Source organism: Mesorhizobium sp. CA6 (assembly GCF_020165035.1).
Taxonomy (GTDB): Bacteria; Pseudomonadota; Alphaproteobacteria; order Rhizobiales; family Rhizobiaceae; genus Mesorhizobium.
Genome location: NZ_JAIUHI010000017.1, coordinates 112075 through 137486, shown reverse-complemented (window position 1 = coordinate 137486; position 25412 = coordinate 112075). Strand labels below are relative to the sequence as shown.

Sequence of the window (25412 nt, the reverse complement as noted above, 5' to 3'; positions counted from 1 at the left end):
GCACCCCACCCACCCTTTCTTAAGGTGTTTCGGATAGACCGAAACCTTGGAAAGAGGCGGAAAACGGAGAGTATTCGGGGTGCGCTTTTCCGCGGCAACGACTGCCGGGCGGTTCCTGCCGCAGCGCTGGGCGCTGCGCATGCGGCCGTTGCTTGGCCGCATCGACGCAGTGCTGTCCACCGCCGACGAGCGCGGCGAAGCCGGGCGCATGTCGCTGATCGCCTTCTCCATCCGCATCGTCAGCGCCTTCATCGCCTTCGTCAGCCAGGTGCTGATGGCGCGCTGGATGGGCTCGTTCGAATACGGCATCTCGGTGCTGGTCTGGGTGACGATGGTCATCGTCGGCAACCTCGCCTGCCTCGGCTTCCACACCTCGGTCATCCGCTTCATCCCCGAATATCGCGAGCGCGGCATGCTGGCCGAGCTGCGCGGCATCGTGCAGGCGAGCCGCCTATTCGTGCTCGTCGCCTCGACACTGGTGGCAGGCCTCGGCGCGCTTGGTGTCTGGCTCGCCTCGGACTGGATCGAGAACTACTATGTCATCCCCTTCATCCTCGGTGTCATCTGTCTGCCGATGATCGCGCTCGGCGATCTCCTGCAAGGGCTGGCGCGCGCCAATTCCTGGGCGCTGCTGGCGCTGTCGCCCACCTATCTGGTGCGGCCGGTGCTGATCCTGGCGTTCATGGCTCTGATGCTTGGCCTGCACTATGTGCCCGACGCCAAGACCGCGATCTTCGCCTCCATCGCCGCAACCTATGTCACCACGCTCGGCCAGCTGATGGCCGTCACCTCGCGCATGGAGAAAAAGATACCGGCTGGGCCGATGGCGGTGCATTTTAGCCAGTGGATCTTCGTCTCGCTGCCGATCTTCCTGGTCGAGGGCTTCTTCTTCCTGCTCACCAACGCCGACGTGCTGATGGTGGGCGCCTATCTCGACCCCAATGACGTCGCGGTCTATTTCGCCACGGTGAAGACGCTGGCGCTGGTGCATTTCGTCTATTTCGCGGTCAAGGCCGGCGTTGCACAGCGCTACGCCCAGTTCACCCATGGCGAGCCGCATCGGCTCGCCGCCTTCGCCCGCGAGACCGTCTCCTGGACCTTCTGGCCCTCGCTGCTAATGGCGCTCTTGGTGCTGGCGCTGGGCGAGCCGATGCTGGTGCTGTTCGGTCCCGAATTCACCGCCGGCTACCCGCTGCTCTTCCTGCTGGTTCTGGGCGTCGTGGCGCGCGCCGCCGTCGGCCCCTGCGAAAGCCTGCTCACCATGAGCGGCAACCAGAACATCTGCGCCGCCGTCTATGCCATGACGCTTGCGCTCAACATCGGCCTCAACGTGATCCTCATTCCGCTGTTCGGCCTCTGGGGCGCGGCTATCGCCACCAGCCTGGCCATGGTCTTCGAGGCCAGCGCGCTCTCCTTCACCGTCTGGCGCAAGCTCGGCATCGTGATGGCGATCTTCGTGCCTGCAAACAAGGAAATCGCCTGATGGCCGCCGTCCCGTTGCTCGAAGAGACCAGCGGCGGCACCGCCGGCGCCATGGTTTCCAACCTTGCCGGCCTGGCGCGCGAGGTCGACCCCGCCCATATCGAGCTCTTCGCCAGCAACAGGCCGGAGCGCAAGCTCGCCATCTATCCGGCCTCGGCCGGCTTCGATCTTGTCGAGGAGCTTGACTATCTCAGCGCCCGCACGATCGAGCCGAACGTCTTCTTCAACCCGCGCTTCCTGGCGCCGGCGATGCCGCGGCTGGAAGACCGCGAGGTGCGGCTGGCCGTCATCCGCGACGGCGACGAATACCGCAACCGGCTTCGGCTTCTGGCGCCGTTCTCGGTCGAGCGGCCGGCGATCCCGCTCGGCGTCCCGGTGATGCGCACATGGTCGAGCCCGTTCGGCCCGCTCGGAACGCCGCTGGTCGATCGCGACGATCCGGTCGGCGTCATCGAGGATTTCTTCTCGATGCTGTCGCGGCCGCATCTCAAGCTGCCAAAAGTCTTCGTGCTGCCCGATATGCGCCTCGACGGTCCGGTGGCGAGCCTGCTCACCTCCTTTGCCGACAGCCGCGGCTTGACCATGGTGACCACCGGCAAGGTCGAGCGTCCGGTGCTCGATAGCGACGCCGACGGCGAGGAATACCTCAAGGCATCGCTGCGCGCGCATCACTATCGCGAATTCCGCCGCCTGAAGCGGCGTCTCGCCGACCTCGGCAAGCTGGAGCACACCGTGGCGCGCGGGCCGGACGAGATCCGCCACGCCATCGAAAGCTTCCTGACGCTGGAAGCGGCCGGCTGGAAAGGCCGCGAGCGCACCGCGATGGCGATCGACCGCTACCGCGCCGCTTTCGCCCGCGAGGCCGTGCACAGGCTGGCCGAGCAGGACATGTGCCGCATCCACCTCTTGACGCTCGACGGCCGCACCATCGCCTGCCTGGTCGTCTTCGTCGAGGCCGGCGTCGCCTACACCTGGAAGACGGCCTATGACGAGACGCTCTCCGCCTATTCGCCGGGAACGCTGCTGATGATCGAGGTGACCAGGCAGCATCTCGACGATCCCAACATCGTCATGACCGATTCCTGCGCGGTTCCGGACCATCCGGTGATGAGCCGTCTGTTGAGCGAGCGCAAGCCGATGGGCACGCTGGTGATCGGGCTGACGCCGGATGCCGACCGGCTGGCCCGTCAGGCCGCCTCGCAACTGCATCTCTACCGCGAGACCCGCAACATGGCGCGCATCCTGCGCAACCGCATGCGGAGCCTGCTGAAAAGACGCTAGATGGGCGGCGAGACACCGGCTATGGCTTGCGGCGGCCGGACCCGGCCTGCCTTCACCACAAAGCACTTCAAATGATCGATACCGTCCTGCGCTTCGCCCGCCTTTGTGCGCCGCTTGTTCTGCTCGCCATGCTTCCGGCTCGAGCCGTGGCCGACACCTGCCCGGAGGATTGCAGCGATCCGGCGCCTCCCCCGGTCAACATCTACACTCAGACCACGGCCGGCCATCTGAGCCCCGCCACCGCCGGCGCGCTGCCGCGCGTCTATGTGCCGAACCGCTCCTCCAACAGCGTCTCGGTGATCGACACCGTCACCTTGAAGGAGGTCGACCGCTTTCCGGTCGGCAGCAAGCCGCAGCATGTTATTCCGTCCTGGGATTTGAAGACGCTGTGGGTCGCCAACAACGGCACCGGCAAAAACGGCAGCCTTACGCCGATCGACCCGATAACGGCTAAGCCCGGCCAGCAGATCCCGGTCGACGACCCCTACAATCTGTATTTCATGCCGGACGGCAGCGCGGCAATCGTCGTCGACGAGGCGATGGAGCAGCTCGATTTCCGCGACCCGCACACCATGACGTTGAAATCGAGCCTGCCGACGCCGACTTGCCCGGGCATCAACCATGCCGACTTCTCTGCCGACGGTTCCTACGCGATCTTCACCTGCGAATATGGCGACGGCGGCCTAGCCAAGATCGACCTGAAGAACCAGAAGCTGCTCGGCCATCTCGACTTCTCCAGGATGGGCATGCCGCAGGACATCCGCCTGTCGCCCGACGGCAAGGTCTTCTACGTCGCCGACATGATGAACGACGGCGTGTTCCTGGTCGACGGCGACAGTTTTCGGGAAATCGGCTTCATCCCGACCGGCATCGGCGCGCACGGCTTCGTCGTCAGCCGCGACGGCAAGCGGCTCTACGTATCGAACCGCGGCTCGCACAGGATGGAGCAGGGCAAGGCCAGGGGCCCGGGAAGCGTCACGGTGATCGACTTCGCCACCCGCGCCGTGGTCGCGCAATGGCCGATCCCCGGCGGCGGCAGCCCCGACATGGGCAATATCAGCGCCGACGGCAGGCAGCTATGGCTGTCGGGCCGCTTCGACAGCGAGGCCTATATGATCGACACCACCAGCGGCGCCGTGACGAAAATTCGCGTCGGCGCCGAACCGCATGGCCTGACGGTATGGCCGCAGCCGGGGCGCTACTCGCAGGGGCATACGGGGAATATGCGGTAGGGCACTTTTGTGAAGGCCCGCCATCCGAAGCTCGCAGAGCGAGGGATGGTGCCCCTAGCCGGGATCGAACCAGCACTCCTTGCGGAACTCGATTTTGAGTCGAGCGCGTCTACCAATTCCGCCATAGGGGCTCAGGCCGGGCGGCCTGGATGGGCGCGGACTATACGGTTGGACAGCCTTTCGTCAACTGGCCTGTTGCGGATTTGCCGACGCCGCTTCGGCCAAACAGCATCCGGCGGTCTTGTGAGGACCGCCGCCATTGTGCGCGGCAGGAAATCTTTCTAGAGAGGCGAATGTTTAAGGTGCCCGGTCGATAATGGCGGCTGCGGCGCTTTGGGTCCTTGTTTCGTACGTGCCGGTGGCCGAAAACCGCTGCGCCGTTTGGGGTGACATGCATTAGGCGATTCCTGGAAAAGTGCGCAGCGGTTTTCCGTCCGGAATTGCGTCAACCGCATTAGGAGAGCCGATGCTTCGCGGACTTTACGACTGGACCCTGTCGCTGGCGGCGCGCAAATCCGCCGAATGGTGGCTGGCCTTCATCGCCTTCGTCGAAAGCTCGGTCTTCCTGGTCCCGGCCGACGTGCTCTTCCTGCCGATGGCGCTGTCCAAACCCCAGCGCGCCTATCGCTACGCGCTGATCGCCACCGTCGCCTCTGTGCTGGGCGGCGTCGCCGGCTGGTTCATCGGCCACTATGCCTATGAGGCAGTCGCCAAGCCGGTGCTTGAATTCTACGGCAAATATGATGAGTTCGAGCAGTTGCGCACCTCGTCCGGCGTCGGCTTCATCATCCTGATGCTGGTCACCTCGGGGGCGGCCCATCTGCCGCCGATCAAGGTGGTGACGATCCTGTCGGGCGTCATCGGCGTCAATCTGTTGCTCTTCATCGGGCTCGCGATCGTGGCGCGCGGCGCGCGTTTCCTGCTGCTTGCCTGGCTGCTTCGCCGCTATGGCGAGGAGATCAGGGAGTTCATCGAAAAGCGCTTGGGATTGATTGTCGGCGCCGGCGCCGCTGCCCTGATTTTGCTCTATATCCTCGTCAGATACGCCCACGGATAGCGACGCAACAACGGACCCGATAGATGACCGCGACCATGAATGCCGATACCGGACGCCAGCGCATGCGCGCGGCGCTCTTTCTCGCCGTCGCCATGGCCGCGACGGTCGGCTCGGCGCTCGCCTTCCAATATATCGGCGGCTACATCCCCTGCCATCTCTGCCTGGAGCAGCGCACGCCCTACTATATCGGCGTGCCGCTGATGCTGCTGGCGGCGATCGCCTCGATGCTGCGCGCGCCGGCCTGGGTGACGCGCGGGCTGCTCGCGATCGGCGGCCTATTGATGCTCTACGGCCTCTATCTCGGCGTCTACCATTCCGGCGTCGAATGGGCGTGGTGGAAAGGTCCGGCCGACTGCACCGCCGGCGCCGGCCCAGTCGACACCGGCGGCAAGGGCGTGCTCGACGCGCTCGACAAGTTCGTGCCGCCCTCCTGCGACAAGGCCGCGCTGCGCATCCTCGGCCTGTCGCTCGCCGGCTGGAACGCCATAGCCAGCCTCGTCCTCGCCGCCGTCGCCTTCCGCAGCGCGCTCGCGCGGGACTGAGCCGGCACCAAAGCGGCGGCGCGAGATCGTTCACAGAATTCGGCAGGATGAGTCGTATGAAGTGAGCGTCGAGAACCGGAGCGGAGCGTACTTACAGTACGTGAGCACCGGAAGCGCAGACGCTTGCTTCAGACGGCCAGCCTCCCGAATTCTCGAACGATCTCAAGGTTCGAGTTCGACATCCCAGTAGAGATAATCCATCCAGCTTTCATGCAGATGGTTGGGTGGGAACAGGCGGCCGTTGTTGTGCAGGTCGTGCACCGTCGGCTGATAGGGTTTTTGCAGCGGCCACATCTTGGCCTGGGCCGGCATCATGCCGCCCTTGCGGAGGTTGCAGGGCGAGCACGCGGCGACGACATTCTCCCAGGTCGTCGCTCCGCCGCGATGGCGCGGGATGACATGGTCGAACGTCAGATCCTCGGGCGTTCCGCAATACTGGCACTGGAAGCGGTCGCGCAGGAACACGTTGAAGCGCGTGAAGGCGGGATGCCTGGACGGCTTCACATAGGCTTTCAGGCTGACCACGCTTGGCAGCTTCATCGAGAAGGTCGGCGAAGAGACGGCGTGCTCGTATTCGGCGACGATGTTCACCCGGTCGAGGAAGACGGCCTTGATGGCGTCCTGCCACGACCAGAGCGACAGGGGGTAATAGCTGAGCGGACGGTAGTCCGCGTTCAGCACCAGCGCGGGAAGCCCATCCGGAGATACGGCAACCGTCACGTCCTTCGCCTCCTTGCTTCTAGAACCGAACGGCGCGGATACTGTAAGCCCGACATGACAGGGATGTGAAGCGGATTGTCGTGCGTCGAAATCGCCAAAACCGCATGATTTTCAGTCTTTTTTTGCCATTTCGACAGTCGGCGCCGCATCCCTGCCCTTCAATTCCCGGTAATAAGCCCAAAAAAGCCGCGACGCGACACCCCGATACGGGCTCCATGATTCGGCCAGCCGGATAAGCATTTTCTCCGGCGGGCGCGGGTTGATGCCAAGCGCATGGCCGACCGCCGTCTGCAAAGCGACGTCGCGCGCGGGAAACACATCCGGGTGCCCGGCGGCAAACAAAAGGTAGCATTCGGCCGTCCATGGGCCGATGCCGGGCACAGCCGTCATCGCTGCGATCGCCTCGCCGGCGTCCAGCGTGCACAGGTGATCGAGATCCAGCCCGCCGGCCACCGCTTCGGCGACGGCGAGCAGCCCGCGCTGTTTCGGCCGCGACAGCCCGGCCTCGCGAAACACGCCCTCGCCGGCGGCAAGGATCGCCTGCGGCGTCAGCGGGTCGACAAGCTTCACCAGCCGCCCGAAGATGGCGTCGGCGCTGGCGCGGGAAACTTGCTGTGAAACGATAATGGAAGCGAGGCTCTGAAAGCCAGGTTCCGACAGCCGCAGCGGCACTTCGCCCGCCCGGCCGCGCACGGTCGCCAGCCGCGGATCGATCCGGCAGAGCGCGTCGAGCCCTGTCGCAATGTCGTCCAGCGAGGCGATGCGTTGCACGTTGCTTGTTCCCAGGGCGCTCGCGAAATGGCAATTGATGGCTAACTAGCAACCGGCGGAAGCGCCTTTCAACCCGAATACCGCCCGAGATATGACACTCCTGACATTCCGCTTCGCGCCGAGCCCCAATGGCCAATTGCATCTCGGCCATGCCTACTCGGCTCTGCTCAACCAGCGCATGGCGGCGCAGGTCGGCGGGCGCCTGCTGCTGCGCATCGAGGATATCGATGTCCTGCGCTGCACGCCCGAATTCGAAGCCGGCATTTTTCGCGACCTCGAATGGCTGGGATTGCACTGGGAAGAACCGGTGCGCCGCCAGTCCGAGCATTTCGCCGAATACCGGGAGGTGCTGGATCGGTTGATCGCCGAGGAACTCGTCTATCCGGCCTTCATGAGTCGCGGCGAGATCCGCGCCTTTATCGCCGAGACCGGCGGCCGCGACTGGCCGCGCGATCCGGACGGCGTGCCGCTCTATCCGCCGCTCGACAAGCACTTGCCGGTGAAGGAACGCAAGCGGCGGATCGCGGACAACATGCCTTTCGCTTGGCGGCTCGACGTCGAGGCGGCGATGGCGCGCGTCACGGCCGGCCTGTCATGGCTGGAGTTCACCGACGAGACGATGTCGGCGACGCGAGCAATCGAAGCGCAACCGCGGGCCTGGGGCGACGTCATCGTCGCCCGCCGCGACATCCCGACCAGCTACCATCTCGCCGTCGTCGTCGACGACGCGCTGCAGGGTGTCAGCCATGTCGTGCGCGGCCAGGACCTCTATTCGGCGACCGGGGTGCAGCGCCTGCTGCAGCAACTGCTCGGCCTGCCGCAGCCGCGTTATTTCCACCACCGCCTGATCCTCGGTGCGGACGGCAGGAAACTGTCAAAGAGCTTCAAGGACACCGGCCTGGCCTCCCTCCGGGAGGCGGGCATGTCGCCGCAGGACGTCAGACGATTGGTCGGTTTTTAGCTGGCTAGAGGCGCGCCATCCCGGCCTTGATCAGCGCCAGCACGCTGATGAAGACAAAGGCGCCGCCCAGCCCGCAGGCCACCGCCAGCTTGAGATCACTCAGGCTGATGCCATGCTTGTTTGCGACCCCCACCGCGACGAAAAAGCCGAAGATGAACAGCAGTGTGTTGCCGGTCGGGCCGAAGCCGCTCTCCCCCATGATCGCGTCGAGCGCCGTGCCGAAGAAGAAGCCGAAGCCGGCGATGATCGCGAAGGCGAACAACAGCCAGGTCGTGTCCAGATGCAAAAACATGCCCCACCACGGCGCGGCGATGCGCCATGCCCCTCTTGGCACGGTTTGATGAATTCAACTTAGCTTATGGATCAACCGTTTCGTTTTGCTTGCGGGATTGAACGGCATTAGAGCAATTGCCGTCATCAACCGTTCACCCCGGCAGCCTCCCCCATGCAGAGCATCAAGCGGTTCATTCCCGCCTCCTTCGTCGTTCTGTGGGCGACCGGCTTCATTGGCGCGCGCTATGCCATGCCCTGGGCGGAACCCTTCACCTTCCTTGCCATCCGCTTCGTGATCGCGGCGGCCCTGTTCGCGGGGCTGACCGTTCTGCTTGGCTCGCGCAAGGCGACGCGCGAAGAGGCGCTGCACGCAACGGTGGCCGGCGTCCTCATGCATGGTGTCTATCTCGGCGCCGTCTTCTGGGCGATCCACAGGGGCATGCCGGCCGGCCTTTCGGCGCTGATTGTCGGCCTGCAGCCGTTGATCACCGCCGTGCTCGCCGGAAAGTTCCTCGGCGAAGCGATCCTGCCGCGCCATTGGGCCGGCCTCGCCGTCGGCCTTCTCGGCGTCGTCATCGTGCTGTGGCCGAAGCTGGGCGCGCTGGGCGGCGGCGTCACGCCGGCGACGCTGACGGCTTCGCTCGTCTCCGTGCTTGGCATGAGCGCCGGCACCATCTGGCAGAAGCGCTATGCCTCCGGCGGCGATCTCGTGTCGGCGACGATGTGGCAGTATGTCGGCGGCTCCGCCGTGATGATCCTGGGCTCGCTCGCCTTCGAGACCCGCGCCGTCACCGTCAATGGCGAATTGATCTTCGCCATGGCCTGGCTGGTCCTGGTGCTGTCGGTCGGCGCCATATTCCTGCTGATGGTGATGATCAGGGACGGTGAGATGTCGAAGGTCGCCTCGCTGTTCTACCTGGTGCCGGCCGTAACCGCGGTCATTGCCTGGGCGCTTTTCAACGAACAGCTCAATCTGCTGCAGATCGCCGGCATGGCGATCGCCACGCTCGGCGTCGCCCTGGCGACGGCGCGACAGGCGAGGAAAGGGGAACTGGGGAATTGAAGAACTGGGGAACTGGGGAATTGAAGAACTGGGGAACTGGAGAATTGAGGAATTGAGGAATTGAGGAATTGAAGAAGAAGGGGGGAGCCAAGCGTCGGCGCATTTTCTCCAGTTCCTCAATTCTTCAATTCTCCAGTTCTTCAGTTCCTCTTCTGACCGGCGCCAACTCACCCGACCCGCGCTCGGGCTTCGAGATAACGGCTGATCGCGGCGTTGAGCTCGCCGCCGAGGATGAAGATCGCCGAGATGATGTAGAGGAAGACGACCGCGATCATGATCGAGGCGAGCCCGGCATAGGTCGTCACATAGGACGAGAAATGGTTGAGATAGGTGGCAAAGATCGTCGACCCGACCAGCCAGGCGACCAGCGTGAAGACGATGCCCGGTATGATCGAGACGAAGCGCCGCTTGCCGGCCGGCAGCCAGATATGCACGGAGAACAGCCCGATGACGATGACCGTCGAGGCGATCACGTAACGCCAGATGGTGATCGTGCCCATATAGGGCTTGATCCACTCCAGATGCGCCTCCGCCAGTCGCGCCAGCAGCGGCGCGAACACCAGAAGCACGCTGATGGCGAGGAAGCAGGCGGTGGCGATCAGGACGAAGATGATGCTTTGCACCCTGCGGTGGACGATGCCGCGCGTCTCGGTAACGCGATAGGCACGGTTGAGCGAGGTGCGCAGCGCCTCGATGCCGTTCGAGGCGAAATAAGCCGCCAGCAGCACGCCATAGGTTAGAAGGTCGGTGCGCCGTACGGTGAGCACGTTCTGCACCTCATGCGCGATCGGCTTGGCGATCTGCTCCGGCCATGTATCGAAGACCAGATGCACGGCCGTGTCGGCGAATGCGCGCGCGCCGAGGAAGCTGGCCAGCGTCGTGGCGAAGATCAGGAACGGAAACAGCGCCATCAGCGAGGTGATCGCCAGATGGCTGGCCATCGCCCAGCCGTCATCGGTATTGAAGTGGCCTATCGCATCGTAGAGCACGCGCTTGAGGGCGACGATATTCCGCAGCAAGGGCCCGCGCTCCGCTCGATTGTGTCGACGCCGCGAATATGGGAAGTGATTGCGGTAAATGGCAACCCCAGGTCCCATAATGCGCCCCGCCGCCGAAGAGTTGCGCACCGTCATCGTCACCGGCGCCTCTTCCGGCATCGGCGCCTATTGCGCGCGGGCGTTGAAGGCGGAAGGCTGGCGGGTCTTCGCCACGGCGCGCAAGCCGGCCGACATCGCAGCCCTCGAGGCCGACGGCCTGGAGGCCTTCTATCTCGACTATCGCGAGCCCGAATCCATCGCCGCCTTGGTCGATGCGGTTCTGGAGCGGACCGGCGGCACTCTTGACGCGCTCTTCAACAATGGCGCGTATGCCCAGCCCGGCGCCGTCGAGGACCTGTCGGTCGCAGCACTTCGCGAGCAGTTCGAGGCCAATTTCTTCGGCTGGCACGACCTCACCCGGCGCATCGTTCCGGTCATGCGCCGCCAGGGGCATGGCCGGCTCGTCCACTGCTCCTCGATTCTCGGGCTGGCGCCGGTCCGCTTCCGCGGCGCCTATTCGGCCTCCAAGCACGCCATCGAAGGCCTGATGCTGTGCATGCGCCAGGAGCTCGAAGGCAGCGGCATTCACCTTTCCCTCATCGAACCGGGACCGGTGAGGTCGAAGATCGCCAGCAATGGGCTGCCCTGGTTCGTGAAGAATATCGACGTCGAGAATTCCGTCCACCGCGCCGATTATCAGACGCAGCTCGCAAGGCTTCAGGCGGGCGGCAGCGTGTCGAAGCTGAAGCCCGGGCCGGAGATCGTGCACAGGGCGTTGCGCCACGCGCTTCTGTCACAGCGCCCGCGCCCGCATTATGTGGTAACGCTGCCGGCCAGGATCGGCGCGGCGCTGAAACGCATCCTGCCGGCCTCCCTGCTCTACCGCGTGCTCGCCAGGCGCGCCTGACCGAACCTGAACCGGAGCCAGCCAGATGCTCATCATCTTCAAGATTCTCGCCATCGTCGCGATGGCCGCCGTGGTGATCGTGCTGGTTCGCGGCCTGATCAACATGATGCGCGGCGGCTCCGGCTTCACCTCGAACAAGCTGATGCAGGCGCGCATCATGTTGCAGGCCGTGGCCCTGGCGCTGCTGTTGCTGGTTGTCTATTTCACGCGCAAATAGAGGATCTCAGAGGGCACGGCGTGGTCAAGCTCAACAAGATCTATACCCGCACCGGCGACGACGGCACCACCGGGCTCGGCACCGGCGAGCGGCGGCTGAAATCCGACCTGCGCGTCGACGCCTATGGCACCGTCGACGAGGCCAATGCCTGCATCGGCATGGCCCGCGTCCACACCGGCGCCGAGCATCCGGCGATCGACGCCATGCTGTCGCGTATCCAGAACGATCTGTTCGATCTGGGCGCCGACCTCGCCGTGCCGGACGACGGCAGGTCGCTGGAATACGAGCCGTTGCGCATCGTCGCCGCCCAGACCGACCGCGTCGAGCAGGACATCGACGCGCTCAACAAGGAACTGCAGCCGCTGAAATCCTTCGTGCTGAACGGCGGCACGCCGGCCGCGGCCGCGCTCCATCTTGCCCGCACCGTGGCGCGCCGCGCCGAGCGCCTGATGGTGGCGCTGGCGCAGGATCCAGCCGAGCATGTCAACCGCGAGGCGCTCAAATACATCAATCGTGTCTCGGATTTCCTGTTCGTCGCCGCCCGCGCGGTCAATGACAATGGAAAGGCCGACGTGCTATGGGTTCCCGGCAAGAACCGCTGAATCCGCAGGCGGGAGGGGTCCGATGTTCATCCCGCTTTACGACACCAACAGGCTGCGCCATATCCGGCTGCAATATGTGACGATCGGCCTGATCGTGGCGAATGTGCTGGTCTACCTGGCGACCACGCTCGGCGGTGAGAACTTCACCAATGCCGCGGTTCTCGGTCTCGGCTTCATCCCGTCGGTGGTTCACGACAAGGTCGAGCTCTCGCCCGAATTCGTCGTCATCCCAGAGAGTCTCAGCTACCTCACCTATTCCTTCCTGCATGCCGACATCTTCCATCTCGGCGGCAACATGCTGTTCCTCTGGGTGTTCGGCGACAATGTCGAGGATGCGCTCGGCCATATCCGCTATCTGATCTTTTACCTCGCCTGCGCCGTCGCCGGCGCCTTCTTCCAGGGGTTGGTGGCCTGGGATTCGCAGGTGCCGTTGATCGGCGCCTCGGGCGCCATCGCCGGCGTCGTCGCCGCCTATCTGATCCTCTACCCCCGGGTGAAGGTCTGGGTGCTGGCCTTTGCCCGCATTCCGCTGCGCATCCCGGCCTTCATTCCGCTGCTCCTATGGATCCTGTTCCAGATCGTGATGTTCGCAGCGGCCGGCGAGGACCAGATCTCCTGGGCATGCCATATCGGCGGCATCATCGCCGGATCGATCCTGGTGCTGGTTCTGCGCAGCCGGGGCGTGCCGCTGCTGGCCGGCGCCGACGGCGAGCCGGACCCGACGCCCAACATCCAGCAGCCGCCTGTTCCTGTTGAGCCGGCCGCGAGCGATCCGGCGCAGCCGGCGGCGCAATGGGGCCGTGGAGCAGCGGCGCCCCGGGACTGAACCGATTTGGGTGCGTCGTGGGATATTGACGCGCCGATTTGTCGCCACTACGGAAACGGCACAGTTGGGCGGATATTCCGTCCGCTATGTCGGCTTTCGACAACTCTGACAGGGCGCACGCTGCTATAGCGCCCCGACTATCTCAGGAGAGGTGACAGGAAAATGAAGATCCTTGTGCCCGTGAAGCGGGTTGTGGACGCCAACGTCAAGGTCCGGGTGAAAGCCGACGGACTGGGCGTCGAGCTTGCCAACGTCAAGATGGCGATGAACCCGTTCGACGAGATCGCGGTCGAGGAAGCGATCCGCATCAAGGAAGCCGGCAAGGCTGAAGAAATCATCGTCGTCTCGGTCGGCCCGCAGCAGGCGCAGGAGACGCTCCGCACCGCGCTCGCCATGGGCGCCGACCGCGCCATCCTGGTCAAGACCGACGAGCAGACCGAGCCGCTCGGCGTGGCCAAGGTGCTGAAGGGCGTGGTCGAGGCGGAGGCGCCCGGCCTCGTCATCCTCGGCAAGCAGGCGATCGACGATGATTCGAACCAGACCGGCCAGATGCTGGCGGCACTGCTTGGTTGGCCGCAAGGGACCTTCGCGTCCAAGATCGTACTCGAAGGCGATCAGGCCAAGGTGACGCGCGAAGTCGACGGCGGGCTGCAGACGGTGGAACTGAAGATGCCGGCGATCGTCACCGCCGACCTTCGCCTCAACCAGCCACGCTATGCCTCGCTGCCCAACATCATGAAGGCCAAGAAGAAGCCGCTCGATGAGAAGAGCCCGGCCGACTACGGCGCCGACGTCAAGCCGCGCCTCAAGGTGATCAAGACCGAGGAGCCCGGCGGCCGCAAGGCGGGCGTCAAGGTCAAGAGCGTGGCCGAACTGGTCGAAAAGCTCAAGAACGAAGCCGGCGTGCTTTAAAGCGATCGGGAAAGGACAAAGAAAATGGCAATTCTCCTCATCGCCGAACACGACAATGCAAGTCTTTCCGACCAGACCGCCAAGGCGCTGTCGGCGGCGCTGCAGATCGGCTCCGATGTCGACGTGCTGGTGGCCGGCAAGGGCGCCAAGGGCGCGGCTGATGCCGCCGCCAAGCTGAAGGGTGTGCGCAAGGTGATGCTGGCCGAGGCCGACGAGCTTGCCGAGCGTCTCGCCGAGCCGACGGCGGCGCTGGTCGTCTCGCTCGCCGGCTCCTATGACGCGATCGTCGCACCCGCGACCTCGTCGGGCAAGAACGTCGCGCCGCGCGTGGCGGCACTCCTCGACGTCGCCCAGGTGTCCGAGATCATCGAGGTGGTCTCGCCCGACACCTTCAAACGGCCGATCTATGCCGGCAACGCCATCCAGACCGTGCAGTCCACCGACGCCAAGAAGGTCATCACGGTGCGCACCGCGTCCTTCGCGGCGGCGCCCGAAGGCGGCTCGGCCGCGGTCGAGACGGTCGACGCCGCCGCCAATCCAGGCCTCTCCTCCTTCATCGAGAACAAGCTCTCCGAGAACGACCGTCCGGAGCTGACCTCGGCCAAGATCATCATCTCGGGCGGCCGCGCGCTTGGTTCCTCGGAGAAGTTCCAGGAAGTCATCCTGCCGGTCGCCGACAAGCTCGGCGCCGCGGTCGGCGCCTCGCGCGCCGCAGTCGACGCCGGCTATGCACCGAACGACTGGCAGGTCGGCCAGACCGGCAAGGTGGTCGCGCCCGACCTCTACATCGCCGTCGGCATCTCCGGCGCCATTCAGCACCTGGCCGGCATGAAGGACTCGAAGGTGATCGTCGCCATCAACAAGGACGAGGAAGCCCCGATCTTCCAGGTCGCCGATTACGGCCTGGTCGGCGATCTCTTCGTCATCCTGCCGGAGCTGCAAAAGGCGCTTTGACGCCACCGGTTCTGGCATATTAAAATCGGAAGGGTGGGGTAGACGAAGTCGCCCCGCCCTTTTAGTTTGCACTGCACAAAAAGCGGGCCATCAAGGCCTGAAGCCAATCCGGCGGTTTTGCGTCCGGATTGCAGGAAATGAACAACAGGAGCGTTTCCGCGCTTCAAGACGCGGAAGATGCTCCGGACGGGATCGGGGTCATGAGCAAGATCGAGACGATCGGCATTGTCGGCGCGGGTCAGATGGGTGGCGGTATCGCCCATGTCTCGGCGCTGGGCGGCTACAAGGTCCTGATCCACGATGTGTCGCCCGACCGTATCGAGAAGGGCATCGCCACCATCAGCGGCAACATGGCGCGCCAGGTCGGTTCCGGCAAGCTCGAGGAGAAGGCGCGCAACGAAGCAATGGCGCGTATTTCCGCCGCCCCGACCATGGCCGATCTCGCGGCCGCCGATCTGGTGATCGAAGCGGCGACCGAGGATGAGACGGTCAAGCGTAAGATCTACGCGCAGCTTTGCCCGCAGCTCAACCCGGAAGCGATCCTGGCGACAAACACCTCGTCCATCTCGATCACCCGGCTTGCCGCGCAGACCGACCGGCCGGAACGCTTCATCGGCATTCATTTCATGAACCCGGTGCCGGTGATGAAGCTGGTCGAGCTGGTGCGCGGCATCGCCACCGAGGACCAGACCTTCGAGGCGGCCAAGAGCTATGTGAAACACCTCGACAAGACGATCACCGTTTCCGAGGATTTCCCTGCCTTCATCGTCAACCGCATCCTTTTGCCGATGATCAACGAGGCGATCTACACGCTCTATGAGGGCGTCGGCACGGTCGACGCCATCGATACCGCCATGCGGCTCGGCGCCAATCACCCGATGGGACCGCTGCAGCTTGCCGACTTCATCGGTCTCGACACCTGCCTGTCGATCATGCAGGTGCTGCATGAGGGTTTGTCGGATTCGAAATACCGCCCCTGCCCGCTGCTGGTGAAATATGTCGAGGCCGGCTGGCTCGGCCGCAAGACCGGCCGCGGCTTCTACGACTATCGCGGCGACCATCCGGTGCCGACGCGCTGATCTTCCCCGGCTAAACCCTTTCGAAACGGCTCAGGACGCCGCGGCGAGCGGCGGAAGTGGCACGCCGCCGTTCGAGATTTCGCCTGTCGAAACTTCGTCGGGCGCGGCGGAAACGCAGCCGCGCCCGGCCGCCTTGGCGGCATAGCAGGCGGCGTCGGCGCGGGCGATGATCTCGTCCACTTCGCCGCAACCGGCGCGGATCGGCGCAAGCCCGATGCTGGCGCCGATCGAATGCGGGCGCCCGTCCCAGCTGAAGTCGAGATTGCCGATGGCGTCGATGATCGAGCGCGCCGCGATCGGCCCGCACGCCGCGGCGCCCGATTTGAGGACGACGGCGAACTCGTCGCCGCCAAGCCGCGCGACGATGTCTTCCGGGCCAAGCACATTGCGCAGGGCGTCGGCCACGCGCTTGAGCAGCGCATCGCCCGCGGCATGGCCGCCGGTGTCGTTGACCGCCTTGAAGTGATCGAGATCGACGAACATGAACTGATGCTCGCCGCCATTGAGGCGGCACTGGTCGACCAGGTCCTCCATGATGCGGATGAAGCTCGAGCGATTGGCGAGCCCGGTCAGCGCGTCGTGGGCGGCGGCGTAGGCCAGCTGGCGCTGCAGAGCGCGCGCGTCGCTGAAATCCTGGAAGACGATGACGAGGCCGCAGAACTCGTCGCGGTCGTTCATGATCGGCGACACCACCTGGCGGATGCTGCAGCGCGTGTCGTCGCGCCGGACAAGCACAGCGCGCGTGTTCTGGTCGCAGTGCGGCTGCTCGCTCGCGGAAGGGCGCGAGAGCCCGATTTTCTGCCCGCTTTCCTCGTCGACCGCCCAGTAGACATGGCCGAGCAGCTTGCCCAGGGCCTCGCCGACCACGACGCCGGTGAGTTTTTCCGCGACCGGGTTCATAAAGGTGATGCGGTTGGCGGCATCGGTGCAGATCACCGCATCGCCGATCGACTGCAACGTCACCCTGAGACGCTCTTTCTCGTCGGCCAGCATGGCCGCCGAAACCATCAGCCGCGCCTCGGCCTCCTTGCGTTCCGTGATATCGGTCAGGCTGCCGATTGCCCGGATCAGCCGGCCCTCGCCATCGCGCTCGATCGCCTTGCCGCGGTCGAGAATCCAGACCCAGCGGCCGTCCTTGTGCCGCATCCGGAACTCGGCCTCGAAAAAGGGCGTCTCGCCGGCAAGGTGCGCGCGATCCGCCTCGGCGACGCGTTCCTGGTCGTCGGGATGGATCATGGCCAGCCAGCGATCGGGGTCGCCGTCGAGCTCGCCATCGGCATAGCCCAGCATCTTCACCCAGGTTTCGGAATAGGTGGTGCCGCCCTTGCGCATATCGAGGCTCCAGATACCCTGTCCGGCACTGGTGAGCGCGAAATTCCACCGGTCTTCTGCCTCGGCGATGCGCGCCTCGGCCTGCTTGCGCGCATCGATGTCCTCGATCTGCGACACCAGATAGAGCGGACGACCTGTCTCCTCTTCACGGATGACCGAGCCGGCGAGCTGCGCCCAGACCGGGGTGCCGTCCTTGCGCAGATACCGCTTCTCGAAATGGAAGGAGTGGATCTTGCCTTCCTTCAGGCTCGTCATCGTGTCGCGGCCGATCTGCAGATCGTCGGGATGCGTGATCTGGAAGAAGGTCAGCGCCTCGATTTCCGAGCGTGTGTAGCCGAGCATGTCGGCAAAGGCAGGATTGGCCTGAAGGATGCGGCCATCGAGGCCGACAATGGCGACGCCAATCGCCGAATCCTCCATGGCCCGACGGAAGCGTTGCTCGCTCTCGGCAATCTGCCGGCGGTCGTCGATGATCTTGCGGATGGACAGCGCGGAGACAAACAGCGTGACGGCCGTGACGGCGACGGATATCTGCAGGCAGACCTTCAACGCGTCCGTGCCGAGTTCCAGCGCCGGCAACAGGACCGATGCGGTCAAGGCAACGAGCCCGGCTGCCATCAAGACGGGCACGGCGCGCTTGCCGGCCCGCGGACCTTTCCAACTCAACCACGCCACAATGCGATCCCACCCAATGCGCGACTGCGCGTTGCCACAACTCTGGCGGATCGATTTTAAGGAATGGTTGCATGAGCGGCAGCGGCCGCTCCGATAACCGGCAAACAATTGCCGGTATGATTAAGGTACTGTTTCAAAACTGTACCGAAGGATCGGTGTCTAATCCTACCAGCGGACGAAAAACCGTCCGCCTAGCGCGCCGAGCGCGGTCAGGAAGGCGATCGCGACCGTATACCAGGTGGCGACGAAGAGGGGCGAATCATCGAAGCAATGCGCGGCGTAGAAGGTCGCCGCGAGCCCGCCGGCGAGCAGGCCGGCCACCGCGCCCGCCAACACCGGCCGCGTCGGCGCGCCATAGCGCAGCATGCCGAGGAAGATAGCCAGCGGGCCGATGCCGATCAGCGGGATGAAGCTCATGCAGATCATCATGTTCGAGCCGATGAGCCGCTTGCCCCAATCGGCCTCGGGCACGACGAAAAGCTCGAGAACTACCGCGAGCACCACCAGAAGCGGTGCGGCAATCATCGAGGCCGTCGCCCGCCTGGTCGAAGCACCCGGCATCGACAGCGCGCGAATCAACGCGAAGGCACTGGCGGCGAGCGTCAGCGTGAACACGAATTTGGACATGAAGCGCATCGTGTGCATGGCCGGCATGATGTCGGGACGCGGCCCGATGGTCGCAAAGAAGACCATCGCCGCGATCGCCATGGCCACGCCGACCGCCAGCCACCAGGCCCTGCCCATCGGCATCGCCTCGTCGCGGGCATCGGCGTCGAGCGCCTTGATGAGATCCTCTGTCCTCATGTCGCTGTTCGTCCAAACCGTTTGGCGATCGCGGCCAGGCCGCGATGCAGCGACACGCGCACCGCCGTCTCGCTGATGCCGAGCTTGCTCGCCGTCTCGCCGATCGAATGGCCATCGACCGAGATCGATGCCACCACCGAGCGTTGCGCCGGCGGCAGGCCGTCTAGCGCCCGGTTGATGTCGCGCTCGCTCACTGTTTCCGCCTCCGGCTCGGCGAAGGTTTCCGCGATCTCGTCGATCTCGACCTCGATGCGCCGCCCGCGCCGGCGGAACGCATCGATCAGCTTGAACCGGGCGATCGCATAGACCCAGGGCAGCACCGGCGCATCAGGCCGCCAGGTGTGGCGTTTGACATGAATGGCCAGCAAGGTTTCCTGCACGACATCCTCGGGATCGACCCCGCCTTGAACGATCTTGCGCCGGACAAAGCCGCGAACGAGGGCGGCGATCCCGTGCAGAAAGTCGGCATACGCCCTTTCGTCTCCCGCGATCGCGGCCCTGAGCAGCCGGGAAAGCTCGGCCTCGTCCTTGCCGGTCACAAGAGTTTACCCCCAATGTTCGCGTCTCGGCCCTGGTTTGTTACGTGGCCGGCGAAATAATGTCCAAGCCAAACTGCCGCAAAATCACGAAAGTTTGCGGAATGGCGACCGATTGAAGCAGGGTCGCAATGTTGACTATAACAATCATGTATTGATAGGTGCAGCCGTGCCCAAAACCCCTGTCTCGAAGTGAGGACGATGCCCATGAAAATTGCCCTTTCCACGCTTGCCGGCGCCGTGCTGGCGCTCGGCCTGATCGCCGGCCCGGCCATGGCCGAGGATCAAGGCATCATCGTCTACAATGCCCAGCATGAGAGCCTGGCCAAGGAATGGGCGAAGGGATTCACCAAGGAAACCGGCATCAAGGTCACGCTGCGCAATGGCGGCGACAGCGACTTCTCCAACCAGATCGTCGCCGAGGGAGCGGCCTCGCCGGCCGACGTGTTCCTGACCGAGAATTCGCCGGCAATGGCGCTGGTCGAGGCCGCCGGACTGTTCGCGCCGGTCGACGCCGATACGCTGGCGCAGGTTCCGCAGGAATACCAGCCGTCGACTGGCAAATGGGTCGGCGTTGCCGCCCGCAGCACCGTCTTTGCCTATAACAAGGCCAAGCTGAAGGAAGACCAGTTGCCGAAGTCGCTGCTCGATCTTGCCGATCCGAGCTGGAAGGGCCGCTGGGCCGCCTCGCCGTCCGGCCCCGACTTCCAGGCCATCGTCAGCGCCCTGCTTGAACTCAAGGGCGAGGCCGCTACCGCCGACTGGCTGAAGGCGATGAAGGAGAATTTCACCGCCTACAAGGGCAACTCAACGGTGATGAAGGCGGTCAATGCCGGCGAGATCGATGGCGGCGTGATCTATCACTATTACTATTTCGGCGATCAGGCCAAGACCGGCGAAAACAGCCGGAATGTCGCCCTGCATTATTTCAAGAACCAGGATCCGGGCGCCTTCGTGTCGATCTCCGGCGGCGGCGTGCTGGCGTCGAGCAAGCACCCGAAGGAAGCCCAGGCGTTCCTGAAGTGGGTGACCGGCAAGGGCGGCCAGGACGTGCTGAAGACCGGAACGTCCTATGAATATGCGGTCGGCAAGGATGCCCAGTCCAACCCGAAGCTGGTGCCGCTGGCCGATCTGCAGGCGCCGAAAGTGGATCCGGCCAGATTGAATTCCAAGAAGGTCATCGAGTTGATGACGCAAGCCGGCTTGCTTTAGTTCGCGTTCGTCCTAAAAGGGCGAACGACCGTGCTCCCGCGGCAATTCGCCTTCCGCGGGAGCGTTTTTGTTTGGAGATCGCCCCGTCGATGACAGTCGACCGCGCTTCGACCCGCCTGAGTGGCACATCGGACCGCTTCCGCCGGCAGGCGGAGGCGACCCAGCGGCCTGCCTGATGCAATCGGCGATCGACATGACGCCGGCAAGACTGCCTGCGGTCCGGATGAAGGAGCGCCGGCCCACGTCATGGATCACGCTCGCAGCGGCTCTCATCTCGCTCGTTGCGCTGCTGCCGCTCGCCTTCATCGTCTGGGTCGCGATCCAGACCGGCTGGGACACCGCGGTGGCGCTGATCTTTCGCCCGCGCGTCGGCGAATTGCTGGTCAACACCGTGCTCCTCGTGGTCGTCACGGTGCCGATCGCCATCGTGCTGTCGGTGGCGCTGGCCTGGCTGACAGAGCGCAGCGACCTGCCGGGCAACCGCTGGTGGTCCTGGCTGTCGGTCGCACCGCTCGCCATCCCCGCTTTCGTGCACTCCTATGCCTGGATCAGCTTCGTTCCGGGCCTGCACGGGCTGTGGGCCGGCGTGCTGGTCTCCGTAATCGCTTATTTCCCATTCCTTTACCTGCCGATCGCCGCCGCGCTGCGCCGGCTCGATCCGGCGCTGGAAGATGCGGCCGCGGCGCTCGGTCTTGGCCCGTGGCGGGTCTTCGCGCGCGTCGTTCTGCCGCAGCTGAGGCTCGCCATCTGCGGCGGCTCGCTGCTGGTCGGCCTGCATCTCTTGGCCGAATACGGCCTCTATGTCTTCATCCGTTTCGACACCTTCACCACCGCGATCGTCGACCAGTTCCAGTCGACCTTCAACGGTCCGGCGGCCAACATGCTGGCCGCCGTGCTGGTGGTCTGCTGCCTCTTCCTGCTCGCCCTCGAGGTGATGATACGCGGCGAGGAGCGCTATGCCCGCGTCGGTTCCGGAGCCGCGCGCAAGCAGCAGCGTGCTCGCCTCGGCCGCGCCACCTTGCCCTGCCTGCTTTTGCCGGCCGGCGTCGCGCTGCTGTCGCTCGGCGTGCCCTTCGTCACGGTCGGCCGCTGGCTGCTTGCCGGGGGCACCGAAGTCTGGCGGTGGGACGAGATCGGCCTGGCACTCGGCCAGACGCTGTTCCTCGCCATTGCCGGCGCGGTGCTCGCGACAATTGCCGCCATGCCGATGGCCTGGATTTCGATCCGCGCCCCGGGGCCGCTGCAGCGTTTGCTCGAGAGCTGCAACTATATCGTCGGCGCGTTGCCGGGCGTGGTCATCGCGCTGGCGCTGGTGACCATCACCGTGCGCGTCGCGCTGCCGCTCTACCAGACGCTGTTCACCATCCTGTTCGGTTACGCGCTGATGTTCCTGCCGCGCGCGCTGATAAGCCTGCGTGCCTCGATCGCGCAGGCGCCGGTGGAGCTGGAGCGCGCCGCCTCCAGCCTCGGCCGTCCCCCGGTCAAGGCGCTGTGGTCGACGACCATCCGCCTTTCGGCGCCGGGCGCCGCGGCCGGCATGGCGATGGTGGCGCTCGGCATCACCAACGAGCTCACCGCCACCCAGATGCTGGCGCCCAACGGCACCCGCACGCTGGCGATGGCATTCTGGTCCTATAGCGGCGAGATCGACTACGTCTCCGCCGCCCCTTACGCGCTGATCATGGTGGCGATGTCATTGCCGATGACCTGGTGGCTCTACATCCAGTCGAAGCGGATGGCCGGACGATGAGCTTTCTCGAACTCAGCGGCGTCGCGAAAAGCTACGGCCCGGTGACGGCGCTCGCCGGCGTCGACCTTGCGGTGGAAAGCGGCAGCCGCACCGCGATCGTCGGACCTTCCGGCTGCGGCAAGACCACCTTGCTCAGGCTGATCGCCGGTTTCGAGGCGCCGGACCGCGGCCGCATCGCACTCGACGGCAAGGTGCTCGCCAACGGCGGCGCGGCCGTGCCCGCGCATCGCCGCGGCATCGGCGTGGTGGCCCAGGACGGTGCCCTGTTCCCGCATCTCACCATCGCCGACAATATCGGCTTCGGCATCCCGCGGAATGCCGACAAGCGAGCCGAGCATATCGTCGAGCTCGCCTACATCGTGGGGCTGGACAAGGCGATCCTGAAGCGCCGGCCGCACGAGCTTTCCGGCGGCCAGCAGCAGCGCGTGGCGCTTGCCCGCGCCATGGCGATGAAGCCCCGGCTGATGCTGCTTGACGAGCCGTTCTCGGCGCTCGATACCGGGCTTCGCGCTTCGATGCGCAAGGCGGTGGCCGAGCTTCTGGAAGAGGCGGGCATCACCACCATCCTGGTCACGCACGATCAGGCCGAGGCGCTGTCCTTCGCCAGCCAGGTGGCGGTGATGCGCGAAGGGCTGTTCTCGCAGGTCGGCACGCCGCGAGAGCTCTATTTCCAACCCAGGGACAGGATGGTCGCCGAGTTCCTCGGCGACGCCATCATCGTGCCGGCCAGGATCGCGGACGGCTTCGCCGTATCGCGGCTCGGCCGCATCGCCGTCGACACGAAGGGACGGCGCGATGTCGCCCGCATCATGCTGCGGCCCGAGCAGATCCTGCTCAAACGGACCTCGCGCGAAGGCATGTCGGGCACACCCGACATGCTGTTCGGCGAAGTGACGGACTGCGAGTTCGCTGGTTCGGTCTGCACCGTCGCGGTGCGGCTGCTCAACAGCCCGGACCCGCCCGATGCGGCCGCCATCGGCAACACGCCGCTGATCCTGCGCAGGACAGGCATGGACGCGCCGGAGATCGGCGAGATCGTGCGCTTGACCGTCACCGGCAAGGCGCATGTCTTTGCTTAGGTCGGGGTTGAGGCGTGTCGATATTCAGGTCAGGCCGGCCTGCAAACGGCGGGTTTCGAGAACCGGAGTGGAGCGTACTTGAAGTACGTGAGCACCGGAAGCGCAGGAAACCGCCGTTTGCAGGCCGGCTTCACCTGAATATCGGCATGCCTCGGCGCACGCGCTGCCCAGTTGCAGGCGACCAAAGCGGCCATTGCTCCAGGAAATCAACGCTGTGGATGACCACGCGCTGCCCATCGATCAGGATAATCGAATAGGCGGGCGGCGCCTGCTCGACCACTTCGTCGCCGACTAGGTCGAGCATGAAGCGGGCATGCAGGCCGCGCTGCACCGAGAACGGAATGCCGGCGACGGTGCCGGCGATGTCGCGATGGACATGGCCGAAGAAGATGTAGCGGACATTGCCGTGGCGGGTCAGCACGTCGATGAGCCGCTGCGGCTGTTCGAGGCCGAGCGGGTCGAGCAGAGTGAGGCCAAGCTCGACGGGTGGATGATGCAGGAAGATATAAGCCGCCTTGCCTGCCGCCTCGCCAAGTCGTGCGTCGAGCCATGCAAGCCGGTTGTCGCACAACTCGCCGGTGACGCGGCCCTCCGCCATGCTGTCGAGAAAAACGAGTCGCCCTTCCGGCGTGTCGAGCACCGACTGCACGAAGCCGTTGCCGTCCGTCCCGTTATCCGGAAAGGCGGCGATCAGATTGGCGCGCCGGTCATGGTTTCCAGGCAGCAGCTGGTAAGGCACAGTGAGCCGGCTCAGCGCCGATTTCAAATCGGCATAGCTCTCGGCTTCGCCGTCGTCGGCCAGATCGCCGGTGAAGATGCAGAGCGCCGCATCTCCATGCCGAGCATTGATATGGTCTATGCAGCGATCGAGCCGCTCGTTCAGATCCGCGCCATAGCGTATCTGGCGCCGACGATCGAGATGGACGTCGGTGACCTGGATGATCTTCATTCCGTGAACCCTCAGATAATTTGCAAAGTCAGCCTTGCAAGGCCCGCCTTACAGCACCGGTTCCGGCACCGAGGCCTTGAACACGTCGAGCCTGCCGCCCGTCTCCGAGGAGAAAAAGTGCAGGTCCGCTTCGGCGAACTGCAGGCCGATCGTGCTGCCCGGTTCGGAGTGGACGATCTCCGACGTCACGACAGAGAACGGCGCGCCGTCGAGATCGACATAGACGACGCGGCCGGCGCCCAATTCCTCGATGAGGTCGACGGTCGCCGCAAGCGCTCCCGGCGTGCCCGGCGCCACCATGCGCACCGCCTCCGGCCGGATACCGACCGCGACTTTCGCGCCCACAGGAACGCCCGTGCGCGACACGTTGAGCTTGCGGCTGCCTCCGAGCAATGACAGCCCGTCGAGCGTGACGGTGCCTTCGAGCATGTTCATCGCCGGCGCGCCGACAAAGGTGGCGACGAAGCGGCTGGCCGGCCGGCTATAGACTTCCGCCGGTGTGCCGACCTGCTCGACACGGCCGCCATTCATCACCACCAGCCGGTCGGCCAACGTCATCGCCTCGACCTGGTCGTGAGTGACGAAGACGGAAGTGGCGCTGAGGCGCCGGTGCAGCTTGCGGATCTCGGAGCGCATCTGCACCCGCAGCTTGGCGTCGAGGTTTGAGAGCGGTTCGTCGAAGAGGAACACCTTCGGCTCGCGGATCATGGCGCGGCCCATGGCGACGCGCTGGCGTTGGCCGCCGGAGAGCGCCATCGGCTTGCGGTCGAGCAGCTGCTCCAGTTCCAGGACGCGCGCCACCGCCTGGACGCGCTGGGCGCGTTCGGCCGACGGAACGCCGGCCACCTTCAGCGAATAGCCGATGTTCTGGGCCACGCTCATATGCGGGTAGAGCGCGTAGTTCTGGAACACCATGGCGCAGCCGCGCTCGCGCGGCTCGAGCTTGTTGACCACCGTGCCGTCGATCGCGATCGTGCCGTCGGAAATCTCTTCCAGCCCGGCAATCATTCTAAGCAGCGTGGACTTGCCGCAACCGGACGGCCCGAGGATGACGACGAATTCGCCCGAAGCGAAGTCGAGGTCGACGCCATGCACGACCTGCGTCTTGGCGTAGTTCTTCTTGACGCCGCGAATGGTGATGGAGGCCATTTTCCGTCTC

General features: G+C 64.9%; 26 protein-coding genes and 1 tRNA gene. 17 read left to right on the top strand and 10 right to left on the bottom strand.

Features of this window, described 5'->3' with window-relative positions; translation table 11 throughout:
• The first annotated feature begins 79 nt into the window (after positions 1-79).
• The 3 genes from LB526_RS23930 (at position 80) to LB526_RS23920 (ending at position 3995) form a co-directional block, all read left to right on the top strand.
• Positions 80-1483: a lipopolysaccharide biosynthesis protein gene (locus tag LB526_RS23930; RefSeq protein WP_224630023.1), complete on the top strand. Its 1404-nt coding sequence runs from the start codon at positions 80-82 to the stop codon at positions 1481-1483.
• The gene (locus tag LB526_RS23925; RefSeq protein WP_224630022.1) at positions 1483-2763 is read left to right on the top strand and encodes a GNAT family N-acetyltransferase; all 1281 of its coding nucleotides are present in this window, start codon (positions 1483-1485) and stop codon (positions 2761-2763) included. The genes LB526_RS23930 and LB526_RS23925 overlap by 1 nt, the downstream gene beginning before the upstream one ends.
• Before the next feature lie 71 nt (positions 2764-2834).
• Positions 2835-3995 carry a YncE family protein gene (locus LB526_RS23920; protein WP_224630021.1) on the top strand — a complete coding sequence of 387 codons (1161 nt, stop codon included), beginning with the start codon at positions 2835-2837 and terminating at the stop codon, positions 3993-3995.
• A gap of 46 nt (positions 3996-4041) precedes the next feature.
• Here the strand turns inward: LB526_RS23920 and LB526_RS23915 are convergent.
• Positions 4042-4126, bottom strand: a tRNA-Leu gene (locus LB526_RS23915).
• Positions 4127-4461: 335 nt separating this feature from the next.
• On the opposite strand from LB526_RS23915, the gene LB526_RS23910 reads away from it, so the two are divergent.
• Together LB526_RS23910 and LB526_RS23905 are read left to right on the top strand one after the other, a co-directional pair.
• Positions 4462-5052 carry a YqaA family protein gene (locus LB526_RS23910; RefSeq protein WP_224527497.1) on the top strand — a complete coding sequence of 197 codons (591 nt, stop codon included), beginning with the start codon at positions 4462-4464 and terminating at the stop codon, positions 5050-5052.
• A gap of 23 nt (positions 5053-5075) precedes the next feature.
• Positions 5076-5594, top strand: coding sequence for a disulfide bond formation protein B (locus LB526_RS23905; protein ID WP_224630020.1), 519 nt, complete (start codon positions 5076-5078; stop codon positions 5592-5594).
• A gap of 162 nt (positions 5595-5756) precedes the next feature.
• Here LB526_RS23905 and LB526_RS23900 read toward each other — a convergent pair whose 3' ends face one another.
• A complete protein-coding gene (locus LB526_RS23900) occupies positions 5757-6314 on the bottom strand; it encodes an HNH endonuclease (protein ID WP_027167440.1) in 558 nt (185 codons plus the stop codon).
• Between the two features lie 111 nt (positions 6315-6425).
• Entirely contained in the window at positions 6426-7085 is a 660-nt protein-coding gene (locus tag LB526_RS23895; RefSeq protein ID WP_224630019.1) for a DNA-3-methyladenine glycosylase family protein, read from the bottom strand.
• 91 nt (positions 7086-7176) lie between these two features.
• Between LB526_RS23895 and gluQRS the strand changes: the two genes are divergently transcribed.
• Positions 7177-8046: a tRNA glutamyl-Q(34) synthetase GluQRS gene (gene gluQRS, locus LB526_RS23890; RefSeq protein WP_224630018.1), complete on the top strand. Its 870-nt coding sequence runs from the start codon at positions 7177-7179 to the stop codon at positions 8044-8046.
• Between the two features lie 4 nt (positions 8047-8050).
• On the opposite strand, the gene LB526_RS23885 is transcribed toward gluQRS, so the two are convergent.
• Positions 8051-8308 (bottom strand): hypothetical protein, encoded by a 258-nt coding sequence (locus LB526_RS23885; RefSeq protein WP_224608072.1) that lies wholly within the window; start codon positions 8306-8308, stop codon positions 8051-8053.
• Between the two features lie 183 nt (positions 8309-8491).
• On the opposite strand from LB526_RS23885, the gene LB526_RS23880 reads away from it, so the two are divergent.
• Positions 8492-9382: a DMT family transporter gene (locus LB526_RS23880; RefSeq protein ID WP_224630017.1), complete on the top strand. Its 891-nt coding sequence runs from the start codon at positions 8492-8494 to the stop codon at positions 9380-9382.
• 167 nt (positions 9383-9549) lie between these two features.
• Here the strand turns inward: LB526_RS23880 and LB526_RS23875 are convergent, their stop codons facing one another.
• A complete protein-coding gene (locus LB526_RS23875) occupies positions 9550-10401 on the bottom strand; it encodes a YihY/virulence factor BrkB family protein (RefSeq protein WP_224630016.1) in 852 nt (283 codons plus the stop codon).
• A gap of 79 nt (positions 10402-10480) precedes the next feature.
• On the opposite strand from LB526_RS23875, the gene LB526_RS23870 reads away from it, so the two are divergent.
• The 7 genes from LB526_RS23870 (at position 10481) to LB526_RS23840 (ending at position 15916) form a co-directional block, all read left to right on the top strand.
• A complete protein-coding gene (locus tag LB526_RS23870; RefSeq protein ID WP_224630015.1) occupies positions 10481-11326 on the top strand; it encodes an SDR family oxidoreductase in 846 nt (281 codons plus the stop codon).
• 25 nt (positions 11327-11351) lie between these two features.
• The gene (locus LB526_RS23865; RefSeq protein WP_095767495.1) at positions 11352-11543 is read left to right on the top strand and encodes a twin transmembrane helix small protein; all 192 of its coding nucleotides are present in this window, start codon (positions 11352-11354) and stop codon (positions 11541-11543) included.
• 20 nt (positions 11544-11563) lie between these two features.
• Entirely contained in the window at positions 11564-12145 is a 582-nt protein-coding gene (locus LB526_RS23860) for a cob(I)yrinic acid a,c-diamide adenosyltransferase (RefSeq protein ID WP_224630014.1), read from the top strand.
• A 22-nt stretch (positions 12146-12167) separates the two neighbouring features.
• Positions 12168-12971, top strand: a complete 804-nt coding sequence (locus LB526_RS23855; RefSeq protein ID WP_224630013.1) for a rhomboid family intramembrane serine protease — start codon at positions 12168-12170, stop codon at positions 12969-12971.
• 162 nt (positions 12972-13133) lie between these two features.
• Positions 13134-13883: an electron transfer flavoprotein subunit beta/FixA family protein gene (locus LB526_RS23850; RefSeq protein ID WP_095767492.1), complete on the top strand. Its 750-nt coding sequence runs from the start codon at positions 13134-13136 to the stop codon at positions 13881-13883.
• A 24-nt stretch (positions 13884-13907) separates the two neighbouring features.
• Positions 13908-14837: an electron transfer flavoprotein subunit alpha/FixB family protein gene (locus LB526_RS23845; RefSeq protein WP_224546027.1), complete on the top strand. Its 930-nt coding sequence runs from the start codon at positions 13908-13910 to the stop codon at positions 14835-14837.
• A 200-nt stretch (positions 14838-15037) separates the two neighbouring features.
• Positions 15038-15916: a 3-hydroxybutyryl-CoA dehydrogenase gene (locus LB526_RS23840; RefSeq protein WP_140632869.1), complete on the top strand. Its 879-nt coding sequence runs from the start codon at positions 15038-15040 to the stop codon at positions 15914-15916.
• Positions 15917-15946: 30 nt separating this feature from the next.
• On the opposite strand, the gene LB526_RS23835 is transcribed toward LB526_RS23840, so the two are convergent.
• The 3 genes from LB526_RS23835 to LB526_RS23825 all read right to left on the bottom strand — a co-directional run bounded on the left by LB526_RS23835 (position 15947) and on the right by LB526_RS23825 (position 19266).
• Positions 15947-17845, bottom strand: coding sequence for a PAS domain S-box protein (locus LB526_RS23835; RefSeq protein ID WP_224630012.1), 1899 nt, complete (start codon positions 17843-17845; stop codon positions 15947-15949).
• Positions 17846-18088: 243 nt separating this feature from the next.
• Positions 18089-18727: an NrsF family protein gene (locus LB526_RS23830; RefSeq protein ID WP_224630011.1), complete on the bottom strand. Its 639-nt coding sequence runs from the start codon at positions 18725-18727 to the stop codon at positions 18089-18091.
• Complete coding sequence (locus LB526_RS23825) at positions 18724-19266, bottom strand: sigma-70 family RNA polymerase sigma factor (protein WP_095767489.1); 543 nt, start codon at positions 19264-19266, stop codon at positions 18724-18726. The genes LB526_RS23830 and LB526_RS23825 overlap by 4 nt, the downstream gene beginning before the upstream one ends.
• A gap of 204 nt (positions 19267-19470) precedes the next feature.
• Here LB526_RS23825 and LB526_RS23820 point away from each other — a divergent pair, with 204 nt between their 5' ends.
• The 3 genes from LB526_RS23820 (at position 19471) to LB526_RS23810 (ending at position 23304) form a co-directional block, all read left to right on the top strand.
• The gene (locus LB526_RS23820) at positions 19471-20475 is read left to right on the top strand and encodes an iron ABC transporter substrate-binding protein (RefSeq protein ID WP_224608047.1); all 1005 of its coding nucleotides are present in this window, start codon (positions 19471-19473) and stop codon (positions 20473-20475) included.
• Between the two features lie 175 nt (positions 20476-20650).
• Positions 20651-22225 (top strand): ABC transporter permease, encoded by a 1575-nt coding sequence (locus LB526_RS23815; RefSeq protein WP_224608044.1) that lies wholly within the window; start codon positions 20651-20653, stop codon positions 22223-22225.
• Positions 22222-23304 (top strand): ABC transporter ATP-binding protein, encoded by a 1083-nt coding sequence (locus LB526_RS23810; protein WP_095767486.1) that lies wholly within the window; start codon positions 22222-22224, stop codon positions 23302-23304. Before LB526_RS23815 ends, LB526_RS23810 begins: the two co-directional genes overlap by 4 nt.
• Positions 23305-23434: 130 nt before the next feature.
• On the opposite strand, the gene LB526_RS23805 is transcribed toward LB526_RS23810, so the two are convergent.
• Together LB526_RS23805 and ugpC are read right to left on the bottom strand one after the other, a co-directional pair.
• A complete protein-coding gene (locus LB526_RS23805) occupies positions 23435-24253 on the bottom strand; it encodes a phosphodiesterase (protein ID WP_224608041.1) in 819 nt (272 codons plus the stop codon).
• A 48-nt stretch (positions 24254-24301) separates the two neighbouring features.
• Positions 24302-25402 carry a sn-glycerol-3-phosphate ABC transporter ATP-binding protein UgpC gene (gene ugpC / locus LB526_RS23800; protein ID WP_224608038.1) on the bottom strand — a complete coding sequence of 367 codons (1101 nt, stop codon included), beginning with the start codon at positions 25400-25402 and terminating at the stop codon, positions 24302-24304.
• Between the last annotated feature and the right edge of the window lie 10 nt (positions 25403-25412).